At 73.1% G+C, this 17358-nt stretch carries 18 protein-coding genes; 7 read left to right on the top strand and 11 right to left on the bottom strand.

Annotated elements, in window-relative coordinates; translation table 11 throughout:
* Positions 1 to 117: 117 nt before the first annotated feature.
* Positions 118 to 1131, bottom strand: coding sequence for a DUF4349 domain-containing protein (locus AB0917_RS20000; protein ID WP_366820931.1), 1014 nt, complete (start codon positions 1129 to 1131; stop codon positions 118 to 120).
* A 126-nt stretch (positions 1132 to 1257) separates the two neighbouring features.
* Here AB0917_RS20000 and hemG point away from each other — a divergent pair, with 126 nt between their 5' ends.
* Positions 1258 to 2721, top strand: a complete 1464-nt coding sequence (gene hemG, locus AB0917_RS19995) for a protoporphyrinogen oxidase (RefSeq protein WP_366820930.1) — start codon at positions 1258 to 1260, stop codon at positions 2719 to 2721.
* A gap of 4 nt (positions 2722 to 2725) precedes the next feature.
* A complete protein-coding gene (hemQ, locus tag AB0917_RS19990; RefSeq protein WP_026241928.1) occupies positions 2726 to 3454 on the top strand; it encodes a hydrogen peroxide-dependent heme synthase in 729 nt (242 codons plus the stop codon).
* Between the two features lie 149 nt (positions 3455 to 3603).
* Here hemQ and AB0917_RS19985 read toward each other — a convergent pair whose 3' ends face one another.
* From AB0917_RS19985 to AB0917_RS19975, 3 genes are all read right to left on the bottom strand, one after another.
* On the bottom strand, positions 3604 to 5169 hold the full coding sequence (locus AB0917_RS19985) for an alpha/beta hydrolase (RefSeq protein WP_366820929.1): 1566 nt from the start codon (positions 5167 to 5169) through the stop codon (positions 3604 to 3606).
* A gap of 165 nt (positions 5170 to 5334) precedes the next feature.
* Complete coding sequence (locus tag AB0917_RS19980; RefSeq protein WP_366820928.1) at positions 5335 to 6798, bottom strand: DUF692 domain-containing protein; 1464 nt, start codon at positions 6796 to 6798, stop codon at positions 5335 to 5337.
* 210 nt (positions 6799 to 7008) lie between these two features.
* A complete protein-coding gene (locus AB0917_RS19975; protein WP_366820927.1) occupies positions 7009 to 7749 on the bottom strand; it encodes a peptidyl-tRNA hydrolase in 741 nt (246 codons plus the stop codon).
* 71 nt (positions 7750 to 7820) lie between these two features.
* Between AB0917_RS19975 and AB0917_RS19970 the strand changes: the two genes are divergently transcribed.
* The 4 genes from AB0917_RS19970 (at position 7821) to AB0917_RS19955 (ending at position 9790) form a co-directional block, all read left to right on the top strand.
* Positions 7821 to 8495 carry an AIM24 family protein gene (locus tag AB0917_RS19970; protein ID WP_366820926.1) on the top strand — a complete coding sequence of 225 codons (675 nt, stop codon included), beginning with the start codon at positions 7821 to 7823 and terminating at the stop codon, positions 8493 to 8495.
* A 26-nt stretch (positions 8496 to 8521) separates the two neighbouring features.
* Complete coding sequence (locus tag AB0917_RS19965; RefSeq protein WP_366820925.1) at positions 8522 to 8710, top strand: hypothetical protein; 189 nt, start codon at positions 8522 to 8524, stop codon at positions 8708 to 8710.
* A 145-nt stretch (positions 8711 to 8855) separates the two neighbouring features.
* Positions 8856 to 9065, top strand: a complete 210-nt coding sequence (locus tag AB0917_RS19960; RefSeq protein WP_366820924.1) for a hypothetical protein — start codon at positions 8856 to 8858, stop codon at positions 9063 to 9065.
* Entirely contained in the window at positions 9062 to 9790 is a 729-nt protein-coding gene (locus tag AB0917_RS19955; protein WP_366820923.1) for a restriction endonuclease, read from the top strand. The genes AB0917_RS19960 and AB0917_RS19955 overlap by 4 nt, the downstream gene beginning before the upstream one ends.
* A gap of 34 nt (positions 9791 to 9824) precedes the next feature.
* On the opposite strand, the gene AB0917_RS19950 is transcribed toward AB0917_RS19955, so the two are convergent.
* The 7 genes from AB0917_RS19950 to zapE form a co-directional block, all read right to left on the bottom strand.
* On the bottom strand, positions 9825 to 10463 hold the full coding sequence (locus AB0917_RS19950; RefSeq protein ID WP_366820922.1) for an HD domain-containing protein: 639 nt from the start codon (positions 10461 to 10463) through the stop codon (positions 9825 to 9827).
* Between the two features lie 80 nt (positions 10464 to 10543).
* Complete coding sequence (locus AB0917_RS19945) at positions 10544 to 11416, bottom strand: polysaccharide deacetylase family protein (RefSeq protein WP_366820921.1); 873 nt, start codon at positions 11414 to 11416, stop codon at positions 10544 to 10546.
* 94 nt (positions 11417 to 11510) lie between these two features.
* Positions 11511 to 12335: a cytochrome c oxidase assembly protein gene (locus AB0917_RS19940; protein WP_366820920.1), complete on the bottom strand. Its 825-nt coding sequence runs from the start codon at positions 12333 to 12335 to the stop codon at positions 11511 to 11513.
* Complete coding sequence (locus AB0917_RS19935) at positions 12335 to 12964, bottom strand: DUF2243 domain-containing protein (protein ID WP_366820919.1); 630 nt, start codon at positions 12962 to 12964, stop codon at positions 12335 to 12337. The genes AB0917_RS19940 and AB0917_RS19935 overlap by 1 nt, the downstream gene beginning before the upstream one ends.
* A gap of 226 nt (positions 12965 to 13190) precedes the next feature.
* Positions 13191 to 14636 (bottom strand): alkaline phosphatase PhoX, encoded by a 1446-nt coding sequence (locus AB0917_RS19930; RefSeq protein WP_366820918.1) that lies wholly within the window; start codon positions 14634 to 14636, stop codon positions 13191 to 13193.
* Between the two features lie 139 nt (positions 14637 to 14775).
* Positions 14776 to 15201: an OsmC family protein gene (locus AB0917_RS19925; RefSeq protein ID WP_366820917.1), complete on the bottom strand. Its 426-nt coding sequence runs from the start codon at positions 15199 to 15201 to the stop codon at positions 14776 to 14778.
* A gap of 114 nt (positions 15202 to 15315) precedes the next feature.
* Positions 15316 to 16407 carry a cell division protein ZapE gene (gene zapE, locus AB0917_RS19920; RefSeq protein WP_366820916.1) on the bottom strand — a complete coding sequence of 364 codons (1092 nt, stop codon included), beginning with the start codon at positions 16405 to 16407 and terminating at the stop codon, positions 15316 to 15318.
* 37 nt (positions 16408 to 16444) lie between these two features.
* On the opposite strand from zapE, the gene AB0917_RS19915 reads away from it, so the two are divergent.
* Complete coding sequence (locus tag AB0917_RS19915) at positions 16445 to 17266, top strand: pyrimidine reductase family protein (RefSeq protein ID WP_366820915.1); 822 nt, start codon at positions 16445 to 16447, stop codon at positions 17264 to 17266.
* The last annotated feature ends 92 nt before the right edge of the window (positions 17267 to 17358 follow it).

Here is a 17358-nt window from a genome sequence, read left to right as displayed (position 1 = left end):
CCCCAATTTCCCCGGGGGGGCGGGCTCGGGGCCTCCCCCGCCCCCCGCCCCGCCGCCGACGACCACGAGTCGCTCCGCTGCCATGTGGGCCCCTTTCGCCGTGTCAGGGGGCCCACGCTACGGGGCGGGGGTGTTCTCCGGCTCCGGGTGCGGTGCCGCCGGGGCCGTACGGGCCGCCCGCCGCGCGCGCAGCGTCCGCCACACCACCAGCACCAGCGCGGCCGTGATCAGGAACGGGGCGCTCGCTCCGATCGCCATCGCGAGCCACCGGAACATCGTCACGAACGCGTCCCAGCCGCCGCCCAGCGCGTCCAGGAACCCCGGGTCGTCGTCCTTCCCGTCCTCGCGCGGGGCGTCCGGCTCGGTCAGGTCCAGCGTGATCGTCGCCAGCGAGGTGCGGTCCTTCAGGCTCGCCTGCTGGGCCAGCAGCGACTCCAGATCGGCCTGACGCTTGCTCAGCTCCCCTTCCAGGGTGACGACATCGGTGAGCCTCTCCGCCTGGTCCATCAGCTCCCGCACCCGCGTCACGCTCGCCCGCTGGGTGGCGATCCGGCTCTCCACGTCGACGACCTGGTCGGTGACGTCCTTCGCGTTCGAGGAGCGGGAGAGCAGCTTCCCGGAGCCGGTGAGCTTGCGCAGCACCTCCTGGTAGCCGTCCTGCGGCACGCGCAGCACGAGGTGCGATGTCTCGTGGGTGTCGTCGATCCGCTCGGTGGTCTCGGTCGCCACCAGGCCCCCGCTCGCCTCCACCGCGCTGCGGGCGGCGGCCGCCGCCTTCGGGGCGCTCTTCACCTCCACGGAGAGCTCCGTGGTCCGGATGACGTGGGTGCCGGCGGCCCCCGGCCTCGGCGCCTCGGCCTGCCGCTCGGCGCTCTTCGCCGTGCCCTCCGGAGCGGCGGACGCCGCCGAGTCGCCCGGGGCGTACTGGTCCTCGGAGAGGTCGGCGCGCCCTTCGGCCTTGGCATCGGGCACCCCCGCGCTCCGGTCCGAGGCGCTGTCGCCCGCCCCGCAGCCGCCGACGAGCAGCATCGCGCCGAGCGCCCCGGCCGCCAGGGCGGCGCGGAGACGGGAGCGGCGGAGGTGTGCCGCACGCGGCGGGCGCGCCCGGAATCGGTCGGTACCGCTGTTCATAACAGGTCCCCCCAGGACGAGTGTCGATATCACCGGTTCGACGCCGCCCCTGCCGAACCGGTTTCCGGCCCGGGGTTTCGAAGTGGTCACGGTCAGGGCGCCGCACGGGTTTGAGAGAGTGGACCCATGCAGCGTTCACATCAGGATGCGGACACGCCCGCGCGCCATGTCGTCGTCATCGGCGGCGGCATCGCCGGACTGGCCGCCGCCCACCGCCTGGTCGCCACCGGCCTGCGGGTCACGCTCCTGGAGGCGACGGACCGGCTCGGCGGCAAGCTCATGACCGGCGAGGTCGCGGGCGTCCAGGTCGACCTCGGCGCCGAGTCGATGCTGGCCCGCCGTCCCGAGGCGGTCTCCCTGGCCGGCGAGGTGGGCCTCACCGACCGCCTCCGGCCGCCCGCCACCGCCACCGCCTCCCTGTGGACGCGTGAGGCCCTGCGCCCGATGCCCAAGGGGCACGTGATGGGCGTCCCGGCCGACCCTGCGGCCCTCGACGGTGTGCTGTCCGCCGAGGGCCTGGCCCGGATCGCCGAGGACCGCCACCTCACCCCGACCCCTGTCGGCGACGACGTCGCGGTCGGCGCGTACGTGGCCGACCGGCTCGGCCGCGAGGTCGTCGACCGCCTGGTGGAGCCCCTCCTCGGCGGGGTCTACGCGGGCGACGCCTACCGGATCTCGATGCGCGCCGCCGTACCGCAGCTCTTCGAAGCGGTGCGGGAGGGCGGCCCGCTGCTGGAGGCCGTCCGCCGCATCCAGGAGCGCGCGGCGGCCCGGCAGCAGACCGGCCCCGTCTTCCAGGGCATCGAGGGCGGCATCGGCACCCTGCCGGGGGCCGTGGGCGACGCCGTACGGGCCGCAGGCGGCCGGATCCTCACCGAGACCCCCGTCCTCGGTCTCACCCGTACGGCGACGGGCTGGGCGGTCCGCACCGACACCGGGGTGATCACCGCCGACGGCATCGTCCTGGCCACCCCCGCCTGGTCCGCCTCCGCCCTGCTGGCCGCCGACTCCCCGGCCGCCTCCGCCGAGCTGGCCGGGGTCGAGTACGCGTCGATGGCCCTGGTCACCCTGGCCTTCCGCCGTACGGACATCGAGGGGTACGAAGCCCTGCGCGGCCGCTCCGGCTTCCTCGTACCACCGGTCGACGGCCGCACCATCAAGGCGTCCACCTTCTCCAGCAACAAGTGGCAGTGGGTCGCGGACAGCGCCCCCGGCCTCTTCGTGCTCCGCACCTCCGTCGGCCGCTACGGCGAGGAGGAGCACCTGCACCGCGAGGACGGCGAACTCGTCGCCGTATCCCTGCGCGACCTCCGCGCGGCCACCGGACTCGCCGCCCGCCCGGTCGACAGCGAGGTCACCCGCTGGATCGGCGGACTGCCGCAGTACCCGGTCGGCCACCACACCCGCGTCGCCCGCATCCGCGACGAGGTCGCGAAACTGCCCGCCCTGCGGGTCTGCGGCGCGGTCTACGACGGGGTCGGCATCCCCGCCTGCGTCGCGAGCGCGCGGCGCGCGGCGGACGAGATCACGGAGGAGATCATCGCCACGCCCACCCTGGTTCGGGGCACCGGGAGCGAGGCGGGACAATAGCCGTATGAGTGCTCCTGAGACTGTGACATCCAGCAAGAGTCCGAACGCCGGAAAGAAGGCCAAGGACCTCAACGAGGTCATCCGCTACACCCTCTGGTCGGTCTTCAAACTGCGCGACGTCCTGCCGCTGGACCGGGCGGGATACGCGGACGAGGTCCAGGAGCTGTTCGACCAGCTCGCGGCCAAGGACATCACCGTGCGCGGCACCTACGACGTCTCGGGTCTGCGCGCCGACGCGGACCTGATGATCTGGTGGCACGCCGAGACCTCGGACGAGCTCCAGGAGGCGTACAACCTCTTCCGCCGCACCAAGCTCGGCCGCGCTCTGGAACCGGTCTGGTCGAACATGGCCCTGCACCGCCCCGCCGAGTTCAACAAGTCGCACGTCCCGGCGTTCCTCGCCGACGAGACGCCCCGCGACTACATCAGCGTCTACCCCTTCGTACGGTCCTACGACTGGTACCTGCTGCCCGACGAGGACCGCCGCCGCATGCTCGCGGACCACGGCAAGATGGCCCGGGGCTACCCCGACGTCCGCGCCAACACCGTCGCCTCCTTCTCGCTGGGCGACTACGAGTGGGTCCTCGCCTTCGAGGCGGACGAGCTGTACCGCATCGTCGACCTGATGCGTCACCTGCGCGCCTCCGAGGCACGGCTCCACGTGCGCGAGGAGGTCCCGTTCTACACGGGCCGCAGGAAGAGCGTCGCAGACCTGGTGGCCGGGCTCGCATAGCCAGCGAGTTCCCGCACCACCCCAACCCGGAAGATCAGAAGACGGGCACCGGGCACCGACCGTGCCGCCCGCCGTTCCAGCGACACCGGGTTCGGCTTCGGGCCCTGTGGAGTGTGTTCACCGCACTCCACAGGGCCCGTTCCTCATCCTCAGTCCAGCGAGACGGGGTTCGGCTCCGGGCGCGCGGCGCACTCCGCGTCCCCGGCGGGCGTCCGGCCCGTCAGCAGATACCGCCGCATGTGCTCGTCCACGCAGGCGTTCCCGAACCCGGCGACGCCGTGCGTCCCCGCGTCCCGCTCGGTCACGAGCACCGCGCCGCGCAGCCGCCGCTGAAGCTCCAGCGCCCCCTTGTACGGGGTCGCCGCATCGCGCTCCGCCGCCAGGATCAGCACCGGGGGCAGCTCACCCCACTCCGTGGAGACCTCCAGCGGCTGCTGCCGGGGCGCGGGCCAGAAGGCGCACGGCAGGTTGGTGAAGGCGTTGTCCCAGGTCTGGAAGGGGGCGATGCGGGCGAGGTCGCTGTGGTCGCGGTCCCACACCTCCCACTCCTCGGGCCAGGGCGCGTCGTTGCACTCGACGGCCGTGTAGACCGCCCGCGCGTTCTCGTCGTCCTTCGCCGTGACGGCGCGCGGCGACATCTGGGTGATCAGCGGCTCCGGGTTGCCCCGGACGTACTCGGACAGGGCCGTGGCCCGCATCGCCCAGTAGTCGTCGTAGTACGCGGCCTGGAGGAACGCCGCGTGGAACTGCCCCGGCCCCACCGTCCCGCCCGCCGGCTTCGTGGCGAGCGCCGTGCGCACGTCGTCGTAATGGCGCTGCACGGACTCGGGCGTGGTGCCGAGCCGGTAGACGTCGTCGTGCTCGGCGACCCAGCGCCGGAAGTCCTCCCAGCGGGACTCGAAGGCGAGGGACTGGTCGAGGTTGGAGCGGTACCAGATCTGCTCCGGGTCCGGGTCGACCGCGGAATCGAAGACCATACGGCGAACGCGTGAGGGAAAGAGGGTCGCGTACAAGGAACCCAGGTACGTGCCGTACGAGGCGCCCATGAAGGTCAGCCGCTCGTCCCCGAGGGCGGCCCGCAGCACCTCCAGGTCGCGGGCGTTGTTGAGCGAGGTGTAGTGGCGCAGCGCCTCGCCCGCGTTCCGCTCGCACCCCCGCGCGTACGCCCGCGCCTGCGCGATGCGCTGCTCCTTGTACGCGGCCGTGGGGTGGGCGGGGGAGTCGGTGGGGCTCTTCGCGAACGCGGCGGGGTCCTGGCAGGAGAGCGGGGCGGAGGGGCCGACGCCGCGTGGGGCGTAGCCGACCATGTCGTACGCCTCGGCGACCTCCCGCCACTCGGACATCTCGCCCATCAGCGGGAAGGTGATGCTGGAGGCGCCGGGGCCGCCCGGGTTGTAGACGAACGAGCCCTGCCGCTCGGAGGCTTCACCGGTGGCGAGGGTGCGGCTGACGGTGAGTTGGACGGTCCGGCCGTTTGGCCGCGCGTAGTCCAGGGGGACGCTGACGGTGCCGCACTCCAGGGAGTCCGGCAGCTGCTCCTCCTTTGGGCACGCGCCGAAGGAGATCCCGGCCGCCGAGGCGCGCGCCGCCGCCACCGCCGTACCGCGCGCCTCGGCGGAGGCCGCGTCGGGGCCGTCCCAGGCGGTGGCGGGGGCGGCGGTCAGGGCGGACAGGACCAGGGAGCCGATGGTTGCGTACAGCGGTACTGCTCTCACGGCGGGGCCTCTCTGCGGATGCGGAGAGGGGATGGTGGGGTGCGGGGCGGGTGAAGTACAGGACCGGGCGGGTGTGTTGCGGCGAAGGACCCGGTTGCCTCACCGCTGTTGCCGCTGTTGCCGCTGCTTCCCTGGGCTCAGGAGTTACTGCCGTGTTCGTGGCGGTCACTTCCGTACGAGGACGGCACGCGCCGCCCGGACGAGACGGGTGGTCCGGCCCGGCGGCCGGGGGCCGGAGCGGTCCTCCCACCAGTACGTCAGCCGGCGCTGCGCCACGGGGTCGGCGAGGCCGCCCGAGATCAGGACCCGCTCCACGAAGTCCAGGGCGTCGCGCCGGTAACCGCCGCTCATCGGGCGGGACTTGGCGTAGGCCAGGAACGCGGCGCGGTAGCCGTCACCGAGGATCTCCGGCAGCTCGGGCGCCACCTTGGCGACGACATCGGCGCGCTTGGCGGCCAGCGCCCGGCTCTGCACCCGCAGCCGCCGCCGGTCGAAGCCCTCGGGGGCCGGGGTACCCGCGACCAGCGCGGAGAGCAGCGCGGTCTGGGCGACGGCGGTACGGTCGCGGGCTCCGGGGGCGGCGGGCGTCACCGTACGGGCCTCGGCAGCAACCGTACGAGCCTCGAAACGAACCGTACGGGCTCTGGCCTCAGCGGTACGGTCTCCGGCCTTACCGGTACGGTCTCCGGCCTCAGCCGTACGGGCTCCGGCAGCGACAGTGCGGGCCTCGGCCCCATCGGTACGGGTCGCCGTCCGGGCCGTACGAGGCTCGGCCGCCCGGCTGCGGGCCGCCGGGGCTGCCGAGGGCGCCGCCGCCCGCAGCGTGGCCCGGATGGTCTCCAGTTCGGCCGCCAGCTCCGCACCGGGCGGGAAGGCGTCGTCGCGCTCCAGCAGCACACCTGGCGGGTCGACCCGGGAGCGCAGTTCGGCCAGTACGTCCAGGACCGGGGCGGTCACCGGGTGGGCGTGGGTGTCGTGCCAGACGCCGTCCTTCTCGACCCCGCCCGCCACATGGACGTACGCGATGGCCTCCACCGGCAGCTCGTCCAGCGCCTTCGCCGGGTCCTCGCCGCGGTTGACGTGGTTGGTGTGCAGGTTGGCCACGTCGATCAGCAGCCGCACCCCGGTCCGCTCGACCAGCTCCGCAAGGAACTGCCCCTCGGTCAGCTCCTCGTCCGGCCAGGAGATCAGCGCCGCGATGTTCTCCAGGGCCAGCGGCACGGGCAGCGAGTCCTGGGCGACGCGCACGTTCTCGCAGAGCACTTCCAGCGCGTCCCAGGTGCGGGGCACCGGCAGCAGGTGGCCCGCCTCCAGCCGCTGCGTGGCGGTCAGCGGCCCCCCGGCCCGTACGAACGCGATGTGCTCGGTCACCAGCGGAGTCCCCAGCAGCTCGGCTCGCGCAGCCAGCGCCGCGAGCCGCACGGGGTCCGGGCGGTCCGCACCGCCCAGGCCGAGCGAGACGCCGTGCGGAACGACCGTCACGCCCCGCTCCCTCAGCCGCACCAGGGAGCTGGGGAGGTGGTCGGGGCAGAGGTTCTCCGCCACCGCCTCGACCCAGTCGATCCCCGTGAGCGCCTCCACCTCGGCCGCGATCTCCGGCCGCCAGCCGATTCCGATGCCCAGCCTCATGGTGTCCCCCTCCTCGCGCTGTCCAGGGGGTGATGGCCCCGGCGAGCTGCGTCGAACCCGAACAAGGGGACGTTCAGAGGATGATTTGAGGTTCCGGGCGGGTAGGTGTTGTCCCGGCATCGGCGGCTACGTCACGGCCCGCACCGCCCCTTCACGGCACGGGCGGCTGCCGCACAGCACGGGCGCCCCGCCTGTCCACGGCGGGGACGTTCACCGGCGGGTTCGAACGCCCGGCAGAGGACAGAAGCGCAGACCGCCCTCCGCCACGACGGTAGGCCCGGGGGCGATCTCGGTGAACCCGGCGTCGCGTACCACCGGCAGGCCGCTCGTGGTCAGCTCCCGCCAGCGTGCCGGGGGCGCGGTGGCCACGGAGAGCGGGAACCCCGCCTCGCGCCACGCCTTGCGCTCGGTCTCCGACAGTTCCCACCAGGCGAGCTGGGCGCCATGGCCGACCTGCGCCATCGTCTTGCCCGCCGACATCTCCAGCTCCGGGTTGAGCCACAGCACCGGGCCCTGCGGGTCGGGGGCGGCGGGCGGCTCGGGGTCGTCCAGGTCGGTGCCCGACACCTGGAGCTTGGCCAGCTCCTTGGGCCAGCCGTCCAGGGGGATCGGCGGGTACACCCGTACCTCCGCGCTCCCGCCCGTCACCGTGATCCCGGGCAGCGCGGCCGCCTTGCGCCACTCCGCGCCGCGCGCCCGGCGCACCACCTTGCGGATGCGAGCGTCCTCCCAGTCCCGCATCGCCCCGGCCCACTCGCCCTCGCCGGTGGACCGCTCGTCGGCCAGGATCGTGAGCACCGCGCGGGCGGCGGTGCGCAGGGCGTCCGTCCGGGCGGGCGGGTCCGTCTTCTCCAGGTGCAGCACGAGCGGGAGCACGTACTGCGGGGCTGCGTCCCGGTCGGCCGGAGCGTGGTGGAAGGGGCTGTTCTGGGAGGTGTCGTCGCTGCTCACCGTCCCAGTCTGCCAGGCGGTGGAGGCCGACTCCTTGGCGGAAGGGGCCGGTCCGGGTGAGGATGCTGCGCATGAAGAGCGATCTCTTTTCCAGCGAGCACATGGCCCAGCCGGCCACCGCCCCCGGCATGACTCTCCAGAACTCCAAGTCGATCAAGTACGCCGTCAACGGGGAGATGCACGCCCGCCAGGGCTCGATGATCGCCTTCCGCGGCAACCTCCAGTTCGAGCGCAAGGGCCAGGGCATCGGCGGCCTGCTCAAGCGCGCGGTCACCGGCGAGGGCCTGCCCCTCATGGCGGTCCGGGGCCAGGGCGAGGCGTGGTTCGCGCACGAGGCCGCGAACTGTTTCATCCTGGAGATGGACCAGGGCGACCAGATCACCATCAACGGCCGCAACGTCCTCTGTTTCGACCCGACCCTCGCGTACGAGATCAAGACGGTGAAGGGGGCCGGAATGATCGGCGGCGGCCTCTTCAACAGCGTCTTCACCGGCTACGGCAAGCTCGGCCTGATGTGCGAGGGCACCCCCATCGTGATCCCGGTGACGGGCGCCCAGCCGGTGTACGTCGACACGGACGCGGTCGTCGGCTGGAGCCAGCAGCTCACGACCTCCCTGCACCGCTCGCAGAGCGTCGGGTCGATGGTGCGCGGCGGCTCGGGCGAGGCCGTCCAGCTGATGCTCCAGGGCGAGGGGTTCGTCATCGTGCGGCCCAGCGAGGCCAGGCCCGAGCGGACGCCCAACTGACGGCCGGGTTGCGTAGGCTCGTGGCCATGGACGACGCCTCGTACTGCGAAACGCCCGCGACCACGATCACGGAAGCGGATGCGGCAGCGGGCCCGCCGTTCGCGGAGTGCGTGCTCTGCCGCGAGCCGACCGAGTACCCGGAGTCGGCCAAGGGCGCCACGCTCTGCCCGGTCTGCGCCTGGCAGGAGGCCGGACGCTCGGCCTGCTCCGGCTAGGGAGGAACGGCACCCGCGGAACGCCCCCGCATGGCGATTCGGCCATGACGGCACCGGATAGCGCCAACTCCCCGCAACCTCACCACGGCCTCGCTCGGCCCGGGTTAGAAACGGACGTCGGTGACCGGGGGAGAGGCGTGGGGCGATGCTGACCATCAACGTGGCTGTGCTACTGGCCGTCGTCGTCCTGTTACGGCTGCGCCGCCGTACCCAGGCCAGGAGCCGGAACGACGAGAAGCTGACCGTGGCCATCGTCCTCGTCCTGGGCGTCCTTCTCGCTCCGACCGCTTTCGGGCAAGGGCTCCTGGACGTGGTGACCCAGCTGGTCACCGGCGTCTCGGACCAGAGCCGATGAGCGCCCGTCGCCGTCCCCCGGCCCGCCGCACAGCCGTGCGCCGCGGCGCCTCCCGACCGCGTAAGAAGCAACTGTCGCGTAAGAAGCGGCAACGGAACCCGGCGGCGGTCCTGATCGCCGCGGTCGTCGTGGTGTGGCTGGTCAGCAGGGTGCTGAGCTGGATCGCGGACCACCGGTGGACCATGATCGTCGGCCTGGCCGTCGCCGTGGCGGGCGGCGTCCTGTGGGACCGCCACCGGGCCGCGCGGCTGCGCCGGGAGCAGGAGAGCGCCCGAGCGCTGCGCTACTCGGTGGAGCAGCTGGACCTGCTGCACCACCGCGCGTTCGAGCACGCCGTACGCGACCTGATGTTCCGGGACGGGTGCGCCGACGCCGTCCAGGTCGGCGGCGCCGGGGACCACGGGGCCGACGTCAAGGCCACCGATCCGTACGGGCGTCTCTGGGTCATCCAGTGCAAGCACCGGAAGGCCGGTTCCGCCGGGGCCCCTGTCGGGACCCCGGATCTGCACGTCCTCAACGGAACCGGCCGCCCCGTGCACCACGGCGATGTCGTCGTCCTGGTCACCAACGGGCGCTTCTCCAGGCCCGCCGTGGAGTTCGCGCACTCCCAGCGGCTGCACCTGGTCGACCGCGCCACGCTGACCGCCTGGGCCGGTGGCGGCCGGCCCCTGTGGGAACTCCTGCGGGCCGTACCGCCGCCGCGGCGCCCCAGCCCGCTGTCCTGACCCGGTCTGCCTCGTCGGGCGCCCCGGGCTCTGGTCACTCCGGCCAGGGGGAGCCCTTGATGACCTCCACGAAGTCGCCGCGCTCGAAGCCGGGGACGTAGTGTGCGAGCACATCCGCCTTGACGTTGCCGAAGGCCGTGTCCGGACGGTCCTTGATGCCCTCGGTGAACGCGGCGAGGATCCCGTTCTTGAAGTCCGGGCGCGGATGCGCCGCGACCACGGCCGCGCGCTGCTCGTCGGAGACGGCGTCGTAGCCGAGGCCGAGGACGTCCAGCTCCACGCCCCGGGTCACCAGGGCCACCTCGGGCGCCATGTGGCGCGGGATCTCCGGCGTGGTGTGCAGGGCGATGGCGGTCCAGACCCGGTCGGCGGGCTCGCCGGTGACGCCGTGCGCGCTCAGGAAGCGGCGGGCCTCGTCGGCGCCGTCGATCTCGAAGCGCTGGTCCGTACGGCGGAACCGCTCGGTCAGCCCCAGGTCGTGGAACATCGCGCCCACGTAGAGGAGTTCGGGGTCGAAGTCCAGTCCCTGTTCCCGGCCGCGCAGCGCCCCGAACAGGAAGACCCGCCGGGAGTGGTCGAACACCAGCGGCGTGGCGGCCTCCCGCACCAGCTCGGTCGCCTCCTTGGCCAGCGCGCTGTCCGGGATCCGTACGCCCGCGATCGTTTCGCTCATGATGGGTGCCTCTCGGTCGTCCGTCGGTGTCGGTTGCCTGGTACCACCTTGCCCGGTGGTGCGGTCATGACCGTGCCCGTTCAGCCATCCATCAGCTCCGAGACCTTCACGAAGCGGTAGCCGCGCTTTCGCAGCTCCGGAACGATTCTGCTGACCGCCTCCCCGGTGACCGGCGCCGCACTGCGCGTGCAGTGCATCACCACCAGCGACCCCGGACGCACCCCGTCGAGCACCTGCTCGGCCACCGCCCCCGCGTCCGTCGCGAACGCGTCGCCGCTCACCACGTCCCACTGCACCGCCGTCACGTCCGCCGGGGCCAGCGCGCGCAGGGCGGCGTCGTCGTAGCAGCCGCCGGGGAAGCGGAAGTACGGCACCACGTTCCGCACCCCGGCCGCCCGGAACGCCGAGAAGGCCCGCTCCACATCGCGCGCCATGGTGTCCTTCGCGACCACCGGCAGGCCGTAGCAGTCGGCGGTGAAGGCGTAGTGGCTGTAGGAGTGGTTGGCGACCTCGAACAGGCCGTCCGCGCCGATGCCCTTCGCCTGGGCCGGGTACTCCTCCGCCCAGCGCCCGGTCATGAAGACGGTCGAGGGCACCTTCAGCCGCCGCAGCAGCGCGATCAGCTCCGGGTTGTCGAAGCGCTCGCCCGCCTCCGCCCGGGGGCCCTGATCGGCCGTCATGTCCGCGTCGAAGGTGAGCGCCACGACCTTCTCCGCCGCCCCGCTCCCGGCGCTCCCGCCCGTCGGCCTCCGCTCGAAGACCGGGGTGCGCCCCGCCGGGCCGGGAGCCATCGTGGGCGGCTTCTCCGGAACGGCGGGAGGGGCGGGAGGGACGGCGGGGGGTGGGGCGGCGCTGGGGGAGGGGGCCGGGGTCGCGCATCCGGCCAGAGCGCCGCCGAGCGCCAGCGCTCCCGCGACAGCCACAGCGGTCGTTTTCCATGACAATCTGATCATTAATGGAAAATAACGGACTTCATCGACGGCGGCTCTCCGCGCCGCTCCGAGGAACACCCCGGCGGCCCAGGGGCCCGGCCCCCGGCCCCGGCTCTTAGGAGGCCGCAGCCGGCCGAACGGCGGCTCGCCGGCGGTGGCGTACCGGTCGCCAGGAGGCGACGAGGGCCACGGCCAGCAGGAGTTCGGCGATGTCCCCGCCGTAGTACATGATCTCCGCGCCGCCCCGCACCTGGAGGATCGGAGCGTGTACGTCGATGAGGAAGCCGCCGTACATCAGCTGGGAGATCGTGGCGTGCGCGGCCACCGCGACGCCCAGGACCACCAGGCGGGCGGGCACACCGGGGCGGGACGGCGCGGGGTCGGGACCGGCGATCACCCAGGCGAACAGGCAGCCGGACAGCAGGAAGTGGGCGTGCATCAGCCAGTGCAGGAGCGGCCGGTCCATCGTGGCGTTGTACAACGGCGTGAAGTACAGCACCGCCAGCGTGCCGGTGCTCAGGACCAGGGCCGGGACCGGATGGGCCACCAGACGTACGGGGCGGCTGTGCAGCAGGCCCGTCAGGCGTCGGGCCCGGTCGGTGGGCAGGGTGCGCAGCAGCAGGGTGACGGGGGCGCCCAGCACCAGGGCGAGCGGCGCGTACATGCCGATGAGCATGTGCTGGGCCATGTGCCCGCGGAAGTCCTCGTGGGCGAACGGTGCGACGGGCGGCAGCAGCGCCACGGCCAGGACCGCGCACCCGGCCAGGAAGCTCACCGTCCGCCACCGCCCCCACCCCAGGGCCGGGCGGCGTGCGCGGGCCCGGTGGGCGAGCAGGAGGTAGCCGCCCGCGAGCAGGGCGACCGCCGCCGCGGGCAGCAGCACCTCCCATACGCCGCCGCCCGCGCCCCCGCCGTGCGGGTGGTGCGTGTGGCCGTCCATCAGGACGACCGCCCGCCCCGCTCAGCGGTCTCGTGGGCGTCGGGAGCGTCGGGAGCGTCGGGAGCGTCGGGGGCGTCGGGATCGAAGGGGCTGCCGCTGCGCTGGAGGAGGTAGCCGCCGATCACGAGGAGGAGGCCCAGGAGCAGGAAGCCCAGGTCCCACCAGAGCTGGTGGGGCCCGCCGTGGACGTGGTGGATGCCCAGGATGTGGTGGTCCAGGACGCCTTCGACGAGGTTGAACAGGCCCCAGCCCACCAGGATCCAGCCCCACAGCACGCGGGAGGTCCACACCCGGCGCCGGCCATGGGTCACCCGCGAGTAGAGGATGCCCAGCCCCACCAGCACCGCCACCCAGCAGACCGCGTGGAAGATGCCGTCCCACACCGTGTTCATCTCCAGACCGGAGACCGTGTTCGGCGAGTAGAACTTCACCCCGATCCGGTCGTCGTCGGTGCTGGACAGCATGTGGTGCCACTGGAGGAGCTGGTGCAGCAGGATCCCGTCCAGGAACCCGCCGAGGCCCACCCCCAGCACGATCCCCGGCAGTTGGATGCTCCTGGGGCCGGCACCGGCACCCGTACTGGCACCGGCACCGGTACTGGTATGTGCCTTGCCCGCGCTGGTGGACATCGCTTGTCCTCTCCGTAGAAGTCGAAAGCCGAAGCCGAAGCCGAAGCCGCAAGCCGAAGCCCGCAAGTCGAAGCCCGAACCCTGAGCCTCAGGCAGCACGTGTGCCCGCTCCCCTGCCGTCCACCACGGAGACGGACACCCGTTCAGCCTTGCGGCACCCCGTGCACGGGCGATCGGCTCAGCCCCTCAGCACAGGGCCCAGCCCCTCCGCACAGGGCTCAGCCCCTCAGCGCCAAGGCCCCGTCACCGCGAACGTCGTCCCCGGCGTGTAGCAGTTCACGTACATCGTCGAGCCGTCCGGCGAGAACGTGACCCCCGCGAATTCGCCCCACTCCGGCTCTTCGGGCGTCCCGATGTTCTGTCGCCCGCGCGCCATCGGGTACACCTCGCCCCGCCGCGTCACCCCCAGCACGTGCTGCGCGCCGCCGCCGTCCTCGCAGACCATCAGTCCGCCGTCGGCCGCCAGGCAGATGTTGTCCGGGGACTCGCCGGGGAGCTGGATGTCGGTGTCCGGGCCGAAGACCACGACCAGGGTGAGCCGGCGCCTCTTCGGCTCGTACCGCCAGACCTGGCCGTAGTGGTCGGCCGCCGAGCCCTCGTCGCGGTGGGCGAAGCTGGAGACGAAGTAGACGGACGAGCCGCCCCAGTAGCAGCCCTCCAGCTTCTGGGCGTGCGTGATGCCCTGCGGGCCGAAGTCCTGGAGCCTGATGGGCGTCCCGGCCGCCAGCGGGTCCGGTACGGGCACCCACTCGACCCGGTCGAAGCTCGCCCCGGTCTCCTGGACCACGGAGAGGTCCGGCAGCCCCGGCACCCGCATCGCCTCCAGCGCCCCGCCCGCCCGCAGCGAACCGGTGCCGCCGAGCGGCCTGTCGGGGAGGAAGCGGTAGAAGAGCCCGAACGGCTTGTCGAACGCGTCCTCCGTCTCGTACACGATCCCGTTCCGCGGGTCGACCGCGACGGCCTCGTGCTGGAAGCGGCCCATCGCGGTCAGCGGGATCGCCCCGGTGCGGCGCGGGTCGGCGCCGTCCACCTCGAAGATGTAGCCGTGGTCCTTGGCGTACCCGTTGGTCCCCGCCCGGTCCTCGGTCTCCTCGCAGGTCAGCCAGGTGCCCCAGGGGGTGGGCCCGCCCGCGCAGTTCACCGCCGTACCGGCGATGGCGACCCGTTCGCCGAGCACCGTGTTCCGGCCGTCCAGCTCCAGGGCCGTACAGCCGCCCTTGGCCGCCGGGTCGTAGGTTAGCCCCTCGACGGCCGGTACGCCGATCTCCGCCGTGTGCCGGTTCTCGTGGTTGCGGACGAGGTGGACGCGGCCGTGGCGGCCCGCGAAGGCCGCCATGCCGTCGTGGTTGCTCGGCACCTTGCCCTCGCCGGAGCGCAGCGGGTCGCCCTCCCGGGACAGCACCCGATAGCGGAAACCTTTCGGCAGGTCGAGCAGGCCGCCCGGGTCGGGGACGAGGGGCCCGTAGCCGCCGTGACCGCGGGCGGCTGCCGTGGACGCGAAGAGTTCGGAGAAGGCCCCGGTGAAGGCGACGGCGGCCGCCGCGCCGCCGCCTGCCAGGAGCTGTCGTCGTGTCGCGGTGGGCCGGGGGGCGGACGCGGGTGCGGTGGCTGCGTGCCGGGGTGCGGACGAGGGTGCGGTGGCTGCGTGCCGGGGTGCGGGTGCGGATGACATGAGGCGACTCCCTGCTGGCGGACAGGTGAAGTGACCCGCATGTGTGTAGCACGCACGAAGGCGCGGGGGAATCATGCACACCCCCCGCGCCTCGTGTCGCGGCTGGAACGGCCCTGTTGGTGAGGGCCTGCCCGAAGCGTCAGCCCAGCGAGGCCGACAGCGTGATCGTCGTACCCGTCAGCGCCTGGCTGACCGGGCAGTTCGCCTTGGCGTCCTCGGCCGCCTTCACGAAGGCCGCCTCGTCCAGACCGGGGACCTCACCCACCACGGTGAGGTGGATGCCGGTGATGCCCGTACCGGGCTGGAAGGTCACCTCGGCCTTGGTCTCCAGCCGGGTCGACGGGGTGCCGGCCCCGGCGAGCCCGTGGGAGAGCGCCATCGAGAAGCAGCTGGAGTGGGCGGCCGCGATGAGCTCCTCGGGGCTGGTCTTGCCGTTCGCCTGCTCCGAGCGGGCCGGCCAGGAGACGGGGTAGTCACCGATGCCGGAGGAGTCGAAGGTGACGACCCCCTTGCCCTCGAGCAGGTTGCCTTCCCAGTTCGTGTGCGCCTGACGCGTGGTAGCCATGCTGGATCCCTTCGAACGGAACAATGTGCGTGGTCGTACAGGAGTTGTGCGGGGTCGTACGGAGGTGGCGTTACGGGCACGCCGCGAACGGGCACCCGGTGTCACCCCCCGAACCTACTGCCCCACCAGGTCCTTCGCGTCACGCGCCAGTGCCGTCAGCCGCGAGATCGCCCGGAAGTATTTCTTCCGGTACCCGCCGTTCAGCATCTCGTCGCTGAACAGCCGGTCGAACGGCAGCCCGGAGGCCAGCACCGGCACCTCGCGGTCGTACAGCCGGTCGGCCAGCACCACCAGGCGCAGCGCGGTCGACTGGTCGGGCACCGCCGTCACCCCGGTCAGGCAGACCGCGCCCAGCTCGTCGGTCAGCGCCCCGTACCGGCTGGGGTGGACCCGCGCCAGGTGCTCCAGCAGCCCCGGGAAGTCGTCCAGCGACGCGCCCGGCGTGGCGTACGCGGCCCGGGTGACCTGCTCGTCGGAGTACGGCGGCGGGGCCTCGGGCAGCCCGCGGTGCCGGTAGTCCTCGCCGTCGATGCGCAGCGGGCGGAAGTGCGCGGACAGGCCCTGGATCTCGCGCAGGAAGTCGGCGGCGGCGAACCGCCCCTCGCCGAGCTTGCCCGGCAGCGTGTTCGAGGTCGCGGCCAGTGCCACCCCGTTCTCCACGAGCCGGCTGAGCAGCGAGGAGACCAGGACGGTGTCGCCCGGGTCGTCGAGCTCGAACTCGTCGATGCACAGCAGCCGGTGGCCGCTCAGCGTCTGCACGGTCTGCTGGAAGCCCAGCGCGCCGACCAGGTTCGTCAGCTCCACGAACGTGCCGAACGCCTTCAGCGACGGCTCGGCGGGTGTGGCGTGCCAGAGGGAGGCGAGCAGGTGGGTCTTGCCGACGCCGTAGCCCCCGTCCAGGTACACCCCGCGCGGCCCGGTCGGGGCGGCCGGCTTCCTGCCGAACCACTTCCGGCGCCCGGCACCCGTCGCGTGCGACCCGCCGAGCCCGGCCGCGAAGCCCGCGAGCACGGTCACGGCCTCGCTCTGGCTGGGCTGGTTCGGGTCGGGTACGTAGGTGTCGAAGCGCACCGAATCGAAGCGCGGCGGCGGCACCATCTCCGCGACCAGACGGTCGGCGGGGACGCGCGGCTTGCGGGCGCACAGGGACAGCGGGGCCGTTTCGGCAAGGGGGCTCTGCCCCGGAAACGCGGTGGAGGACGACACAACTCTCCACCCTAAGGCCCGTGCCAGACTGCAACCCATGCGAAGCCTGTTCCCTGTGACGGACCTGACAACGAGCACCCCCGCCGGCGAGAACCGGCCAGGTCACCTCAGCGGCCGAGAAGAGGGCGAGTGGAGCCTCGACGAGCTGGCCGACGCGTACGCCTACCCGACGGACCTCCCCGCCGGGACGCCCTGGCTGCGCGCCAACATGGTCTCCACCCTGGACGGGGCCGCCCAGCACGACGGCCGCTCGCAGCCCATCTCCTGCGCCGCCGACATGCGGATCTTCGGCACCCTGCGGGCGCTGGCCGATGTGGTGATCGCCGGGGCCGAGACCGTACGCCTGGAGGGGTACCGTCCGGCCCGCGCCCGGGAGGCCTTCGCGGCGCGGCGGGCGGCGGCCGGACAGGGCCCCGCGCCCGCCATCGCCGTGGTGACCGGCTCGCTGGACCTGGACTTCTCGCTGCCGCTGTTCACCGAGCCACTGGTGCCGACCCTCGTGGTGACCGGTGCCGGGGCGCCCGCCGACCGGATCGCGGCGGCCCGGAAGGCGGGCGCGGAGGTGGTGATCGCGGGCGAGGGCACCCGGGTGGACCCGGCCCGCGCGGTGCGCGAGCTGGCCGGCCGGGGGCTGCGGCGGCAGCTCACGGAGGGCGGACCCCGGCTGCTCGGCCAGTTCGTGGCGGCGGGGGCGCTGGACGAGCTCTGCCTGGCGCTCTCCCCGATGCTCACGGCCGGGGACGCGCAGCGGATCGCCTCGGGCCCCGGGGTGACCGTGCCGGAACGTTTCGCCTTGGCGTCGCTGCTGGAGGAGGACGGGTTCCTCTTCGGGCGGTACCGGCGGAGGGACGCGCGGTGAGCGGGGCGGAGGGACGTGCTGTGCCCGGGGGCGGGGCGCGCGCCGACCGGGGAGGCCTACGCGGTGACCGGGGCAGCAGGGGAGGGCCTACG

This window comes from Streptomyces sp. NPDC007346, from assembly GCF_040703535.1.
Lineage (GTDB): Bacteria > Actinomycetota > Actinomycetes > Streptomycetales > Streptomycetaceae > Streptomyces.
This window is presented reverse-complemented; position numbering and strand designations above follow the sequence as displayed.

Coding starts and splice junctions, on each gene's coding strand:
- AB0917_RS20000 (WP_366820931.1), bottom strand. CDS start 1,131: ATGAACAGCGGTACCGACCGATTCCGGGCGCGCCCGCCGCGTGCGGCA.
- hemG (WP_366820930.1), top strand. CDS start 1,258: ATGCAGCGTTCACATCAGGATGCGGACACGCCCGCGCGCCATGTCGTC.
- hemQ (WP_026241928.1), top strand. CDS start 2,726: ATGAGTGCTCCTGAGACTGTGACATCCAGCAAGAGTCCGAACGCCGGA.
- AB0917_RS19980 (WP_366820928.1), bottom strand. CDS start 6,798: ATGAGGCTGGGCATCGGAATCGGCTGGCGGCCGGAGATCGCGGCCGAG.
- AB0917_RS19970 (WP_366820926.1), top strand. CDS start 7,821: ATGAAGAGCGATCTCTTTTCCAGCGAGCACATGGCCCAGCCGGCCACC.
- AB0917_RS19965 (WP_366820925.1), top strand. CDS start 8,522: ATGGACGACGCCTCGTACTGCGAAACGCCCGCGACCACGATCACGGAA.
- AB0917_RS19960 (WP_366820924.1), top strand. CDS start 8,856: ATGCTGACCATCAACGTGGCTGTGCTACTGGCCGTCGTCGTCCTGTTA.
- AB0917_RS19955 (WP_366820923.1), top strand. CDS start 9,062: ATGAGCGCCCGTCGCCGTCCCCCGGCCCGCCGCACAGCCGTGCGCCGC.
- AB0917_RS19950 (WP_366820922.1), bottom strand. CDS start 10,463: ATGAGCGAAACGATCGCGGGCGTACGGATCCCGGACAGCGCGCTGGCC.
- AB0917_RS19945 (WP_366820921.1), bottom strand. CDS start 11,416: ATGATCAGATTGTCATGGAAAACGACCGCTGTGGCTGTCGCGGGAGCG.
- AB0917_RS19940 (WP_366820920.1), bottom strand. CDS start 12,335: ATGGACGGCCACACGCACCACCCGCACGGCGGGGGCGCGGGCGGCGGC.
- AB0917_RS19935 (WP_366820919.1), bottom strand. CDS start 12,964: ATGTCCACCAGCGCGGGCAAGGCACATACCAGTACCGGTGCCGGTGCC.
- AB0917_RS19930 (WP_366820918.1), bottom strand. CDS start 14,636: ATGTCATCCGCACCCGCACCCCGGCACGCAGCCACCGCACCCTCGTCC.
- AB0917_RS19925 (WP_366820917.1), bottom strand. CDS start 15,201: ATGGCTACCACGCGTCAGGCGCACACGAACTGGGAAGGCAACCTGCTC.
- AB0917_RS19915 (WP_366820915.1), top strand. CDS start 16,445: ATGCGAAGCCTGTTCCCTGTGACGGACCTGACAACGAGCACCCCCGCC.